Source organism: Streptomyces cyaneofuscatus, assembly GCF_000718135.1.
GTDB classification, from domain to species: domain Bacteria; phylum Actinomycetota; class Actinomycetes; order Streptomycetales; family Streptomycetaceae; genus Streptomyces; species Streptomyces cyaneofuscatus.
This window is the reverse complement of record NZ_JOEM01000008.1, coordinates 356885-369766: the sequence shown is the minus strand read 5'-3', so window position 1 is coordinate 369766 and position 12882 is coordinate 356885. Positions and strand designations below refer to the sequence as shown.

Here is a 12882-nt window from a genome sequence, read left to right as displayed (position 1 = left end):
GGGGAGGGGAGAACCCTGACGCGCCTCGGGGTTCGGCGAAGGGGAGCACGATCCGGCGGCAAACTCTGCCGGAATGTTGCTGCAATCTCTTGCGCCGTGGAAGTTACCGGTGCATGACAGGCCCGTAAAGGGGTGCGGCAGGACCGGCTCACCGGAATGGATCACCGGGCGTGGGCGTTCGCACGGTCATGACCTTCTCCGTTGATGTGACCGTGCGCGGCTACGAGCTCGACACCCAGGGCCATCTGAACCAGGCCGTCTACCTCCAGTACGCGGAGCACGCCCGCTGGGAGCTGCTGCGGGCAGCCGGGCTCCCCCAGGAGAAGCTGCTGGCCGACGGCATCGGCCCGGTGCAGCTGGAGGTCACCGTGAAGTACCGCCGCGAGCTGCGGGGCGGGGAGAAGGTACGGGTCACCTGCCGCTTCGACTACGGCACGGGGAAGACGTTCACCCTGGCCCAGCAGGTCATCAAGGAGGACGGCACCGTCGCCGCCGAGATCACCGGGGTGGCCGGCGTCCTCGACCTGACCGAACGCCGCCTCGTCCCGGACCCGCAGGGCCGCCTGGCCGCACTGGCGGGCAACCCGGACCTGCTGACCGGCTGAGCCGCCCAGAAGTGTGGACGCCCCTGGTCCGGCAGGCGGGGCGTCCACGGTTCATCGGGGCCGGCCGGTCAGACGGGCGTGCCGACGACCAGGTGGTCGCCGGGGATGCCGGCCTTGCCTGGCGCGTAGTAGTCCTTGATCCCGGCGACCCACGTCTCCACCCGGATCCGGTCCCCGTCGGTCGGCTCGAAGGCGTCGAAGAGCGCGTCGATGTTGGCGGGCTCGAACCCGATCGCCGTCATCAGCGCCATGAACAGCGGCCGCTCGATCAGGCCGTCGCCGTCCGGGTCGCCGAGCGCCGCGAGCGCCTCGGCGAACACGGCGACGGTCTCGTCGAACCGCTCCGGCGACAGCACACAGGCGGTGAACTCCTCGAAGCTGATCTCGCCGTCGCCGTTCTCGTCGAGCTCGGTGAGCAGGGTCGTCCAGTACCGCCGGAACGCTCCCCGCATCGCGTCCTTCGCCGCCTGGTCCGAGGCGTGTGCCTCGCCCACGACGCGGTCGGCCATGAGCTCGAAGTCGTCGGCCTCCAGGACCCCGTTGGCGTTGGCATCGAACAGGGAGAAGACGAGTGCGACCCGCCGGGTGGCCTCAGTGGTCATGAATCCGTCACCTTTCACCGTACGGTCCCGCCGACCGGAGCCCGGTCGGCCCACCCACTGTCCGGCCGAAGGGCGGTGAGCACGGCGAAAGCCGTATCCCTTTCACCTGAAGGACGTAACCACCCCGGCGTAAACGTCGAGTTGAGGCAGACGGCGAGGCGCAGCACCCCCGCACGCCCCGGTCCGGGCCATGGGCGACCGCGTCGTACCGGGGGAGCGGGGGAACCGGGCCCCGCGCCCACCTTCTAGGCTGGGCGGATGCGCGTGATGCCCACGGCCGGGGAGGCCGGACCGTCCACGACCAGGGAGACCCGGTCGCTGCCCGCGCATGCGCCCGGTGCGGTCGACACCCCCTTCGTCATCCAGCCCTACGACGAGGTCGTCTCCCACGACACCCTCTGGGACGCGCACTCCCACCCCTTCCACGAGCTGCTCTGGAACGAGCGGGGCGCCTCCTCGGCGGTGGTCGGCGAACGCATCTGGACGATCACCCCCGCCCTCGGCCTCTGGATGCCCGCCGGGACCCTGCACTCCGGGTCGGCGACGGCGGGGACCTGGTTCCGGGCCAGCTTCTTCGGCTTCCGTACGACGTCGTCGATCTCCGACACCCCGGTCGCCGTCGAGATCACCCCCTTGCTGCGCCTCCTGCTGGAACGGCTCGGCGAACCCGGCCTCGCCCCCTCCTCCCGGGCCGCGACCGAGGCGCTCGTGCTCGACGTCCTCGCGCCGTCGCCCCGCGAACTGCTCGTCCAGGTCCCCACCTCCGCACTCCTGCGCCCCGTCGCGGACGCGGTCCGCGAGGACCCGGGCGACCAGCGGACGCTGGCGGACTGGGCGTCCGAGCTGGGGGTCAGCACCCGTACGGTCACGCGCGCCTTCAGCGCCGAGACGGGCACGAGCTTCGTACGCTGGGTCGCGACGGTCCGCGCCCAGCACGCGATCGGCCTGCTCACCCGGGGCTGGGACGTCGAGTCGGTCGCCGAACAGGTCGGCTACCGCTCCGCGAGCGCCTTCGGCGTGGCCTTCCGGCGGACCACCGGGCTGACCCCGGGCACGTTCCGGCCGGAACCCACGCCCTGAGTTCCCTGATTCCCTGAGTTCACGTCCTGAGTTCGCGCCCGGAGATCACGCCCTGAGCAGGCGGAGACCGAGATCCGCCGCGTCGAGCCCGGCCAGGTCGCCGTTGCGTACGGCCCACCGGCCGGAGGCCAGGTCGTCGCCGAGGCTGCGCACCGCACGCTCCTCCGCCTCCGGCCCGACCCTCGTCCACACCGACATCGCACGGCGCACACGCTCCTCCAGATACGCCCCCGGCCGGCGCCAGTACGCCTCGAACAGGCCGTCGGCGCAGTCCCACGGGACGGGTACCGGCTCGGCGCGGGCGCCGATCGCGTCGGCCATCCCGGCGAGCGAGGGGAACTCCGCGAGGACGCCGGTGAACTCGGGCAGATAGTCGCGGGTGAGCCAGAACCGGTCCTGCCATCCGGGCTCGTCGGTGTCGAAGGTGAGCACCACCACGTGGCGGGCCACCCGCCGCATCTCGCGCAGCCCCGCGATCGGGTCCCCCCAGTGGTGAACGGTGGAGACGGCCATCGCGACATCGAAGGAACCGTCCGCGAACGGCAGGCTCTCCGCCGCCGCGTCGACGCACGGCGCCGAGCCGGGAGGGCGCTGTCCCCGCATGACCGCCGACGGCTCCACCGCGGTCACCTGGCGGTCGGAGGGCTCGTAGGAGCCGGTGCCGGCCCCGACGTTCAGCACCGTCCGCGCGTCCCCGAGCGCGTCCCAGATCTGCGCGGCGATCCGGGGATCAGTTTGCCGGGTCGCCGCGTAGGCGTCTCCGATCGCGTCGTACAGCCGTGCACCGAGCACTTCCAGTTGCTCTTCCGGTGTCACCTTGAGCCCACTGGCCCTTGTCCTGAGTTCCCTGTCGATGGCCGTCACCATCGCGTCGGCGCGATCACGCCGCTCCACCAGCAGGCCGCGCAGCCGGTGCAGGTGCGCGACCGCGTCGGCCGACGGGTCGTCGACCAGTTCCGCGATCTCCCGCAGTCCGAAGCCCAGCCGCCGGTAGGCCAGCACCTCACGCAGCCGTTCCACATCGCCCGCCGCATAGGCCCGGTACCCGGCGGCGGTCCGTGCGGACGGGCGGACCAGTCCGATTTCGTCGTAGTGATGCAGGGTGCGAACGCTCACGCCGGCCAGCTCGGCCACGCGTCCCACGGTCCAGTGTTCTTGCACGGCACGACTATGCGGCCTGACGCCACGTGAGGGTCAAGAGCCTTCTTCACCGCCCATCGGATGTCCTTATCGCTACAACCCCTGTCTCAAACAGTTGATTGCGACACCCGCGCCTCCTCTCATAAAGTGCAAAGGCAAGCCTTACCTAAGCCGCTCTGCCTCCGCAGTGCACCCCTCCACGACGGCGGTCCCTGCCCGGACGTGCGGGAAGCGGCACCCCGATCCTCCGGAAAGCCGGGTACTCACCCATGTCCTCACACCGCCTCCGTCTGCTCGCCGTGGCAGCCGCCCTCGTCTCCGTCGCCGCCTGCGGCGGGAGCGGGAGTGGTGACGCCGAGAACAAGAAGAGCGAGGGGAGCGCTGGCGGCGGCTTCCCGCTGACGGTCGAGCACGCCCTGGGCACGACCACCATCCCCGCCGAGCCGAAGCGCGTCGCCACGGTCAACTGGGCCAACCACGAGGTTCCGCTGGCGCTCGGTGTCGTGCCCGTCGGCATGGCCTCCGCCAACTTCGGCGACGACGACGGCGACGGGGTGCTGCCCTGGGTCGAGGAGCGGCTGAAGGAGCTCAAGGCCAAGACGCCGGTGCTGTTCGACGAGACCGACGGGATCGACTTCGAGGCCGTGGCCGACACGAAGCCCGACGTCATCCTGGCCGCGTACTCCGGACTGACCAAGAAGGACTACGAGACCCTCAGCGAGATCGCCCCCGTCGTCGCCTACCCGGACGCCGCCTGGGCCACCCCGTGGCGCGAGATCATCCGCACCAACAGCAAGGCGATCGGCCTCGCCGACGAGGGCGAGAAGCTGATCACGAAGCTCGACGGCGACATAGCGAAGACCGCCGCCAAGTACCCGCAGCTCAAGGGCAAGTCGGCGATGTTCATGACGCACGTCGACCCCAACGACGTCAGCGAGATCGGCTTCTACACCGCCCACGACACCCGCACGCAGTTCTTCCAGGACCTGGGCATGAAGATCCCGGGCAGCATCGCGAAGGCGTCCGAGGGCACGAAGAAGTTCGCCCTCACCAAGAGCGCCGAGCAGATCGACGCGTTCGACGACGTCGACATCATCACCGGGTACGGGGACGACACGGGCGAGCTGCTGAAGACCATCAGCAAGGACCCGCTGCTCTCCAAGATCCCCGCCGTCAAGCGCGGCTCCACCTACCTCCTGCCCGGCACCTCGCCCCTGGCCACCGCCGCCAACCCGACGCCCCTGTCGATCGGTTACGTGCTCGACGACTACGCCGCCGCCCTCGCCGAGGCCGCGGACAAGGTCAAGTGACCGCTTCCACCGACCGGCGCCCGCCGGACGCCACCATGGCCCGGCGTCCGGCGGGCGTCCGCACGCTCTGGCTCCTCGCCGCCGTCCTCGCGCTGGCCGCCGTCATGGTGGCGTCGATCGCGTTCGGCTCGCGCGATGTACCGTGGGCCGACGTCCAGGCGGCGCTCGGCGGGGCCGACGAGACCCTCGGGCAGGCGGCGGCGACGAAGCGGATCCCCCGTACGGTCCTCGCGGTCGTCATCGGCGCGGCGCTGGGCCTCGCCGGAGGCGTGATGCAGGGCGTGACCCGCAACCCTCTCGCCGACCCCGGCATCCTCGGCGTCAACATGGGTGCCTCGCTCGCGGTCGTCACCGCCGTGGCCTTCTTCGGGCTCTCCTCGCCGACCGGCTACATCTGGGTCGCCATCGCGGGCGCCGCCCTCTCCGCCCTGTTCGTGTACACCGTGGGAACTCTCGGGAGGGGAGGGGCCACCCCGCTGAAGCTGGCGCTCGCCGGGGCCGCCACCTCCGCCGCGTTCGCCTCGCTCGTCAGCGCCGTCATCCTGCCCCGTAACGACATCGCCGGATCCTTCAAGCTCTGGCAGATCGGCGGCGTCGGCGGCGCTTCCTTCGAGCGCATCGGCCAGGTGGCGCCGTTCCTCGTGGTCGGCTTCGCCGTCTGCCTGCTCTCCGCACGCGCCCTCAACTCCCTCGCCCTGGGCGATGAGTTGGCGGCCGGTCTAGGTGAACGCGTCGCCGTCGCCCGGGCGGTGGCCGCGCTCGGCGCCGTACTGCTGTGCGGAGCGGCGACCGCCGTCGCCGGGCCCATCGGCTTCGTCGGCCTCGTCGTCCCGCACACCTGCCGGCTGCTCGTCGGCGTCGACCACCGCTGGCTGCTGCCGCTCTCGGCGCTGCTCGGCGCGGTTCTCCTCACCGCCGCCGACGTTGCCGGGCGGATCGTCGCGCGCCCGGCTGAGATCGACGTGGGCATCGTGACCGCGCTGATCGGCGCCCCCTTCTTCATCTACATCGTCCGCCGACAGAAGGTGCGTGCCCTGTGAGCGCCCCCGCCCTCACCCGGCCGGCCCCCCAGGAGGCGTCCCCCGCGTCCGTCGCGGCCGCCACCCGCCGCCGTATCCGCGGCGCCTCCCGCAGGCGCCTGGTGATCCTCGCCCTGGCCGTCCTCGCCGTCGCCGCGTTCGCCGTGACCCTGATGGCGGGCCGGACGTTCTACCCGCCCGGCGACGTGTGGCGGGTCATCCTCGGCGAGCAGGTGCCGGGCGCCTCCTTCACCGTCGGCCGGCTGCGGCTGCCGCGCGCGGTTCTCGCCCTGGTGGCCGGGTTCAGCTTCGGCCTGGCCGGTGTCACCATCCAGACGATGCTCCGCAACCCCCTCGCCAGCCCCGACATCATCGGCATCAGCTCCGGGGCGAGTGCCGCCGCGGCCATCGCCATCGTCACGCTCTCCCTCGGCGAGGTGCAGGTCTCGGTCCTCGCCATCGCCGCCGGACTCGGCGTCGCCCTGCTCGTCTACTCCCTGGCGTTCAGGGGCGGGGTCGTCGGCACCCGGCTCATCCTCATCGGCATCGGCATCTCCGCCATGCTCGACAGCATCACCTCCTACGTCCTGTCCCAGGCCGCCGAATGGGACCTCCAGGAGGCGATGCGCTGGCTGACCGGCAGCCTCAACGGCGCCACCTGGGACCAGGTGTTGCCCGCCCTCGCCGCGGCCGCCGTCCTCACCCCGCTCCTCCTCGGCCAGGCCCGCGGCCTCTCCGCGATGCAGCTCGGCGACGACACGGCCTCCGCCCTCGGCGTACGGGTCGAACGCACCCGGATCACCGTCATCGTGGCCGCCGTCGGGCTCATCGCCTTCGCCACGGCGGCCGCCGGACCCATCGCGTTCGTGGCGTTCCTCTCCGGCCCGATCGCCGCCCGGATCGTCGGCGCGGGCGGCTCCCTGCTGGTGCCCGCCGGGCTCGTCGGCTCGCTGCTGGTCCTCGTCGCCGACTTCACCGGCCAGTTCGCCTTCGGCGAGCGCTACCCGGTGGGCGTCGTCACCGGCGTCCTCGGCGCCCCCTACCTCGTCTACCTGATCATCCGCACCAACCGGGCGGGAGGCTCGCTATGACCACCGACCACCAACTGACCGCCGAAGACCTCACCCTCGGCTACGGCGACCGTACGGTCGTCTCCTCCCTCGACCTGGCCGTACCGCCGGGCGCGATCACCGTCATCGTCGGCGCCAACGCCTGCGGCAAGTCCACCCTGCTGCGCTCGATGTCCCGCCTCCTCGCACCCCGCGAGGGCCGGGTCGTCCTGGACGGCAAGGAGGTGCACCGCCTCCCCGCCAAGGAACTGGCCCGTACGCTCGGCCTGTTGCCGCAGTCCCCGGTGGCGCCCGAGGGCATCACCGTCTCCGACCTCGTGGGCCGGGGCCGCCACCCCCACCAGTCCATGTTCTCCCGCTGGAACGAGAAGGACGACGCCGCCGTGGCCTCGGCCCTGGAGGCGACGGCCACGGAACCGCTGGCCGACCGCGCGGTCGACGAACTCTCCGGCGGCCAGCGCCAGCGCGTCTGGATCGCCATGGCCCTGGCCCAGCAGACCGATCTGCTCCTGCTCGACGAGCCCACCACGTTCCTCGACGCCAGCCACCAGATCGAGGTCCTCGACCTGCTGACCGACCTCAACCGCTTGCGCGGCACCACCATCGTGATGGTGCTCCACGACCTCAACCTCGCCGCCCGGTACGCCGACCACCTCATCGCCCTCGCCGACGGCACGCTGCACGCCGCCGGCTCCCCGGCCGATGTGCTCACCGAGGAGACCGTCCGCGCGGTCTTCGGCCTGGAGAGCCGCGTCGTCGAGGATCCGGTCTCCGGCCGGCCCCTGATGCTGCCGATCGGCCGCCACCACGTGCGGGAGAGGCCGGGCCGTCAGGAGCCGAGCAGCGCGGAGCCGTACCAGTCCGAGGAGCCGGCCACCCCCGGCAGCGCGAGGAAGTAGCCGCCGCCCGTCGTGGTGCTGAAGTCGGCGAACCGCTCGCCCTCCAGCCGCTTCTGCACGGTCGCGAACTGCCTGGCGATGTCCCGCTGGTAGCAGCAGAAGACCAGTCCCACATCGAGGGTGCCGTCGGGCGCGAGGCCCCGGTCGATGTTGTAGCTCCGGCGCAGCAACACCGAGTCCTCGCTTCCGGCGGTCCGCGGATTGGCCCGGCGGATGTGCGAGTCCAGCGGGGTGACCCGGCCCTCCGGATCCCGCCCGTAGTCCGGCAGGTCGCTCTCCCTACGCCCGTCGAGCGGCGCCCCCGTCGACTTGCGCCGGCCGAAGATCCGCTCCTGCTCACCGAGCGGGACCCGGTCCCACGCCTCGGCCCGCAACCGGATGGTGCGCAGGACCTGGTAGCTCCCGCCGCGCGCCCAGCCCGGCCCCTCCGGACCGACCCAGACCAGCCGGTCCATCTCCCGCGCCGACGCCGTGTCCGGGTGCGCGGTGCCGTCCTTGAAGCCCACGAACGACCGCGGGGCGCCGTCGGGGCGCGGCGGGTTGAGGAAGCCGTCGGCCCGCCACCGCGTCCGCAGCAGTCCCGAGGTCTCCCGCGCCAGATCCCGTACGACATGGAGGACGGCGTCCGGGTGCCGGGCACAGACCTGCACCGAGAGATCGCCGTGACAGCTCCCCGGGTCGAGCCGGTCCCCGGGGAACTCCGGCATCGGGACGAGCCCGGGCGGCCGTGCCCCCGCCAGCCCGTACCGCCCGTCGAACAGCGAGGCACCCACCCCGACGGTGATGGTCAGCCGGTCCTCCGGGCCCCGTACCGCCGCCACGTCCGGGTCCAGCGGGGTGACCCCGGCCGTCAGGGTGCGGCACCGCACGGTCAGCTTCTTCAGGAGAGCCGCCAGTTCGGCCCGGTCCCGCGCCAGCACGTCGAAGGCGGCGAAACCACCGAACCGCTGCTGCCGGGTGAGGATCCCCGCCTGGTGCGCCCCGTGGAACTGCACCCGCCCGTCGCCGGCGCCGGCGCCGGCCGCCGGCGCGCCGGAAGCGGCCCCCACCGCCACCGTGCCGGTCAGGCCCGCGGCCCCCACGACACTCGCGGCTCCCCGCACGAAGACCCGTCGGCCGGGACGCGCATCCCGGCTTTGGTCACTTTCCGTCATGGCCGTTCTCCTTCCGGGATTTCGGCGGTCCGCTCCGGCTCCTCGGCCCTACCGCACGGAACCCCAGCTCAGCACGGTTCCCCCGGGCATGGCGGGTCGCTTGGGCCGGGCGGCTGAGCGCCGGGGCGTACGCCCCCCTGATCGGCTGACTGCGGAGGGTGAGTGACATGTTTCGCGGCCCGGCGGGGGACACAGGGGAGGTCTGTTCCCCGGCCCGGAGCCGGGACGGCCTCACACCCCGAACCGGTCATTGGGAGAAACCTCGGTGGAGAACACCTCGGTGCAGCACGCCCCGGCGCAGGACAAGGAAACCGTACGGAGCTGTCCGTTCGACTTCGCACAGCAACTCGAGTTCGACCCCCAGCTCAAGGAACTGCTGACCGAGGAGCCCGTCTCCCGTATCCGTATGGCATACGGAGAGGGCGAGGCATGGCTCGTCACCCGCTACGAGGACGTCCGGACGGTCACCACCGACCGGCGCTTCAGCCGCAGCGCCGTACTCGGCCGGGACTTCCCCCGGATGACCCCGGAACCGATCGTCCAGGCCGAGTCCATCAACCTCATGGACCCGCCCGCCAGCAGCCGGCTGCGCAGCCTGGTCGCCAAGAGCTTCACCCCGCGCCGCGTCGAGCAGATGCGCGAGGGCACCCAGCGGGTCGTGGACCGGCTGCTGGACGGGATGGAGGACGAGGGCTCACCCGCCGACTTCGTCGCCCGGGTCTCCTCGCCGCTGCCGCTGATCACCATCTGCGAGGCCCTCGACATCCCCGAGGCCGACCGCCCCTGGCTGCGCGCCCACGCCCTGACGATGATGAACGTCGGCGCGGCGGGCAAGGAGGACGCCGTACGGGCCAAGGCCGAACTGCGCGGCTACTTCACCGAACTGACCGCCGAGCGCCGCCGCGCCCCGGGCGAGGACCTCATCAGCACCCTGGCCACCGCCCGGGACGGCGATGAGCTCCTCGATGACAAAGAACTGGCCGTCATGGCGATGGTCCTGCTCATCACCGGCCAGGACACCACGACCTACGAGCTCGGCAACATCGCCTACACCCTGCTCACCCGGCCCGACCTGCTCAAGACGCTCCAGGCCGAACCCGAGCGGCTGCCCCGCACCATCGAGGAGCTGCTGCGGTACATCCCCTTCCGCAAAGGCGTCGGCATCCCCCGCATCGCCATGGAGGACGTGGAGCTGAGCGGGGTCACCATCAAGGCGGGCGACATCGTCCACGTGTCGTACCTGACGGCCAACCGGGACCCCGCCAAGTTCGACCGCCCCGACGAGCTGGACCCCGACCGGCCGTCCATCCCGCACATGACGTTCGGCTGGGGCGCCCACCACTGCCTGGGCGCGCCGCTCGCCACCATGGAACTGGAGGTGGCCTTCGCCACGCTCCTGTCCCGCTTCCCGGCCCTGCGTCTCGACGCGGAGCCCGAGGACATCCGGTGGAACACGACGTCCATCTGGCGTTACCCGCTCGCCCTGCCCGTCACATGGTGACGAGAGCCTCCGCTCCCAGATACGAGGAGAACCCATGGCGACCCTGTGCCGACCGGCCATCGCTGTGCCCGAACACGTCATCACGATGCAGCAGACCCTGGAGCTGGCCCGGGAGACCCACCACGGGCACCCCCAGCGCGACCTCGTCCTGAGGCTCATCCGGAACACCGGTGTCCAGACCCGGCACCTGGTGCAGCCGATCGAGGAGACCCTCAAGCACCCCGGCTTCGAACTCCGCAACCAGGTGTACGAGGCCGAGGCCAAGACCCGGGTTCCCGAAGTGGTGCGGCAGGCCCTCGCCAACGCCGGGACCGAACCGGACGACATCGACCTGATCGTCTACGTCTCCTGCACGGGCTTCATGATGCCCTCGCTGACCGCCTGGCTCATCAACACCATGGGGTTCAGACCCGAGACCAGACAGCTGCCCATCGCCCAGCTCGGCTGCGCGGCCGGCGGCGCGGCGATCAACCGGGCGCACGACTTCTGCCGCGCCTACCCGGACTCCAACGTCCTCATCGTCTCCTGCGAGTTCTGCTCGCTCTGCTACCAGCCCACCGACATCGGCGTCGGATCGCTGCTCTCCAACGGCCTGTTCGGGGACGCCGTCTCCGCCGCCGTCGTCCGGGGGCAGGGCGGCACCGGCATGAAGCTGGAGCGCAACGGCTCCCACCTCGTGCCCGACACCGAGGACTGGATCTCCTACGCCGTCCGCGACACCGGATTCCACTTCCTGCTGGACAAGCGCGTGCCCGGCACCATGGAGATGCTCGCGCCGGTCCTGAAGGACCTGGTGGACCTGCACGGCTGGTCGGTGCCCGCCATGGACTTCTTCATCGTCCACGCCGGCGGCCCGCGCATCCTGGACGACCTCTGCCACTTCCTCGACCTGCCGATGGAGATGTTCCGCTACAGCCGGGCCACCCTCACCGAACGCGGCAACATCGCCAGCTCCGTCGTCTTCGACGCGCTCGCCCGCCTCTTCGACGACGGCGGTGCGGCCGAGTCGGCGCAAGGTCTGATCGCCGGATTCGGCCCCGGCATCACCGCCGAGGTCGCGGTCGGCAGTTGGGCGCACCACGACCCGGCCGCCGACCCCGACCGGGAGCTGGCGGACCTGGAGCTCGACGCGGGCGTTGCGCTGTCCGGCTGAACCCGTGTTAAGGCGCCGTACGGGCGGGGACGAAGGACCGGGTATTCGCGCTTCGCGGCCGCACACCCGCACCGCGGACGTAACCCCACCCAAGGAGACCTGCATGCGCCTGCGCGCCCGATGGGCCCCGGCCGCCCTGCTGCTGATCGCCCCGCTGATCGGCACCACCCCGGCCACCGCCGACACCGGACCGGAAGGGGTCCCGGTGGAGCGGTCCGCCCGGGCCGTCCCCGGGCAGTACATCGTCACCCTGGAGCCCGAACTCTCCCCGGACACCGTCCTGGAGGAGTTCGGGCTCCGCCCGTTGTTCACGTACGGGAATGTCCTGCACGGGTTCGCCGTCACCCTCACCGCCACCGAGCTGGAGGCCGTGCGGGCCGTCCCCGGCGTGCTCGCCGTCGAGGAGAACGCCGAAGTGGCCGTGGAGACGCCCCGGGCGGGCGGCCTCTTCCGGGCGCCCGCGGCGACCTGGGGCACCGACCGGATCGACCAGCGCGCCCTGCCGCTGGACGACACCTTCACCACGACCGCCACGGGTGACGGCGTGAAGGTGTACGTCGTCGACACCGGGATCGAGGCCGGCCACGCCGAGTTCGGCAGCCGGGTCGTCAAGGGCTACGACGCGGTCGGCGACGGCCGTGACGGGCAGGACTGCAACGGCCACGGCACCCATGTCGCCGGAACCGTCGGGGGTTCCGTCTCCGGCGTGGCGAAGGACGCGTCCCTGGTCGGGGTGCGGGTCCTGAACTGCCAGGGGCGCGGCACCTGGGCCGGCATCATCGCCGGGTTCGACTGGGTGGCCAAGGACGCGGCGGGCAGCTCCACCCCCGCCGTCCTGAACGCCTCGCTCGGCGGGGCCCGCTCCACCGCGGTGGACGCGGCGGTCGAAGCCGTCGCGGACGCGGGCGTCCTGCCGGTGGTGGCCGCGGGCAACGAGGACCAGGACGCCTGTGACGTCTCCCCGGCCGCGGCCGACGGTGTGGTCACGGTGGGCGCGAGCGACCGCCAGGACCGGGAGACCTCGTTCAGCAACTGGGGCTCCTGCGTCTCGCTCTACGCCCCCGGCGCCGACATCGTCTCCGCGAAGCTCGGCGGTGGCACCGTCTCCCTGAACGGCACCTCCATGGCCAGCCCGCACGTCGCGGGAGTCGCCGCCCTCCACAAGCAGGACAACCCCTCGGCCACGCCGGCCGCCGTCACGCGCTGGCTGACCGACACCGCCACCCCGGACGTCCTCTCCGGCCTCGGCCAGGGCTCGCCGGATCTGCTGCTGTACACCGGCGGCCTCTGACACACCGCCGGCCGGGGCCGGTGAGCGAGGGCCGAGGGGCCTTTCGCTCACCGGCCCC

12 protein-coding genes are annotated in these 12882 nt (G+C 71.9%); 9 read left to right on the top strand and 3 right to left on the bottom strand.

Annotated features, from left to right (window positions below; translation table 11 throughout):
• Positions 1 to 188 precede the first annotated feature (188 nt).
• On the top strand, positions 189 to 605 hold the full coding sequence (locus IF17_RS0116115) for an acyl-CoA thioesterase (protein WP_018514890.1): 417 nt from the start codon (positions 189 to 191) through the stop codon (positions 603 to 605).
• 68 nt (positions 606 to 673) lie between these two features.
• Here IF17_RS0116115 and IF17_RS0116110 read toward each other — a convergent pair whose 3' ends face one another.
• Entirely contained in the window at positions 674 to 1207 is a 534-nt protein-coding gene (locus IF17_RS0116110) for an EF-hand domain-containing protein (RefSeq protein WP_030566471.1), read from the bottom strand.
• A 258-nt stretch (positions 1208 to 1465) separates the two neighbouring features.
• Between IF17_RS0116110 and IF17_RS0116105 the strand changes: the two genes are divergently transcribed.
• Positions 1466 to 2287 carry a helix-turn-helix domain-containing protein gene (locus tag IF17_RS0116105; RefSeq protein WP_051884019.1) on the top strand — a complete coding sequence of 274 codons (822 nt, stop codon included), beginning with the start codon at positions 1466 to 1468 and terminating at the stop codon, positions 2285 to 2287.
• Positions 2288 to 2332: 45 nt separating this feature from the next.
• Here IF17_RS0116105 and IF17_RS0116100 read toward each other — a convergent pair whose 3' ends face one another.
• Positions 2333 to 3430, bottom strand: coding sequence for a MerR family transcriptional regulator (locus tag IF17_RS0116100; RefSeq protein ID WP_030566467.1), 1098 nt, complete (start codon positions 3428 to 3430; stop codon positions 2333 to 2335).
• A gap of 266 nt (positions 3431 to 3696) precedes the next feature.
• Here IF17_RS0116100 and IF17_RS0116095 point away from each other — a divergent pair, with 266 nt between their 5' ends.
• From IF17_RS0116095 to IF17_RS0116080, 4 genes are read left to right on the top strand one after another with little or no spacing between them, the layout of a single operon-like run.
• Positions 3697 to 4737, top strand: a complete 1041-nt coding sequence (locus tag IF17_RS0116095; protein ID WP_030566465.1) for an iron-siderophore ABC transporter substrate-binding protein — start codon at positions 3697 to 3699, stop codon at positions 4735 to 4737.
• Positions 4738 to 4772: 35 nt separating this feature from the next.
• Entirely contained in the window at positions 4773 to 5777 is a 1005-nt protein-coding gene (locus IF17_RS0116090) for a FecCD family ABC transporter permease (protein WP_051884024.1), read from the top strand.
• Entirely contained in the window at positions 5774 to 6847 is a 1074-nt protein-coding gene (locus tag IF17_RS0116085; RefSeq protein ID WP_030566461.1) for a FecCD family ABC transporter permease, read from the top strand. Before IF17_RS0116090 ends, IF17_RS0116085 begins: the two co-directional genes overlap by 4 nt.
• Positions 6844 to 7725: an ABC transporter ATP-binding protein gene (locus tag IF17_RS0116080; protein ID WP_030566460.1), complete on the top strand. Its 882-nt coding sequence runs from the start codon at positions 6844 to 6846 to the stop codon at positions 7723 to 7725. Before IF17_RS0116085 ends, IF17_RS0116080 begins: the two co-directional genes overlap by 4 nt.
• Here the strand turns inward: IF17_RS0116080 and IF17_RS0116075 are convergent.
• The gene (locus tag IF17_RS0116075) at positions 7656 to 8807 is read right to left on the bottom strand and encodes a Dyp-type peroxidase (RefSeq protein ID WP_078615915.1); all 1152 of its coding nucleotides are present in this window, start codon (positions 8805 to 8807) and stop codon (positions 7656 to 7658) included. The two genes, IF17_RS0116080 and IF17_RS0116075, sit on opposite strands and share 70 nt — an antisense overlap.
• 337 nt (positions 8808 to 9144) lie before the next feature.
• On the opposite strand from IF17_RS0116075, the gene IF17_RS0116070 reads away from it, so the two are divergent.
• The 3 genes from IF17_RS0116070 (at position 9145) to IF17_RS0116060 (ending at position 12824) form a co-directional block, all read left to right on the top strand.
• On the top strand, positions 9145 to 10380 hold the full coding sequence (locus IF17_RS0116070) for a cytochrome P450 (RefSeq protein ID WP_030566456.1): 1236 nt from the start codon (positions 9145 to 9147) through the stop codon (positions 10378 to 10380).
• 19 nt (positions 10381 to 10399) lie between these two features.
• On the top strand, positions 10400 to 11533 hold the full coding sequence (locus tag IF17_RS0116065; RefSeq protein WP_256859126.1) for a type III polyketide synthase: 1134 nt from the start codon (positions 10400 to 10402) through the stop codon (positions 11531 to 11533).
• 103 nt (positions 11534 to 11636) lie between these two features.
• A complete protein-coding gene (locus IF17_RS0116060) occupies positions 11637 to 12824 on the top strand; it encodes a S8 family peptidase (RefSeq protein WP_030566452.1) in 1188 nt (395 codons plus the stop codon).
• The last annotated feature ends 58 nt before the right edge of the window (positions 12825 to 12882 follow it).

What these genes read in the sequence shown, in the direction of transcription:
- IF17_RS0116115 (WP_018514890.1), top strand. Translation starts at nt 189, where the DNA reads ATGACCTTCTCCGTTGATGTGACCGTGCGCGGCTACGAGCTCGACACC.
- IF17_RS0116110 (WP_030566471.1), bottom strand. Translation starts at nt 1,207, where the DNA reads ATGACCACTGAGGCCACCCGGCGGGTCGCACTCGTCTTCTCCCTGTTC.
- IF17_RS0116105 (WP_051884019.1), top strand. Translation starts at nt 1,466, where the DNA reads ATGCGCGTGATGCCCACGGCCGGGGAGGCCGGACCGTCCACGACCAGG.
- IF17_RS0116095 (WP_030566465.1), top strand. Translation starts at nt 3,697, where the DNA reads ATGTCCTCACACCGCCTCCGTCTGCTCGCCGTGGCAGCCGCCCTCGTC.
- IF17_RS0116090 (WP_051884024.1), top strand. Translation starts at nt 4,773, where the DNA reads ATGGCCCGGCGTCCGGCGGGCGTCCGCACGCTCTGGCTCCTCGCCGCC.
- IF17_RS0116080 (WP_030566460.1), top strand. Translation starts at nt 6,844, where the DNA reads ATGACCACCGACCACCAACTGACCGCCGAAGACCTCACCCTCGGCTAC.
- IF17_RS0116060 (WP_030566452.1), top strand. Translation starts at nt 11,637, where the DNA reads ATGCGCCTGCGCGCCCGATGGGCCCCGGCCGCCCTGCTGCTGATCGCC.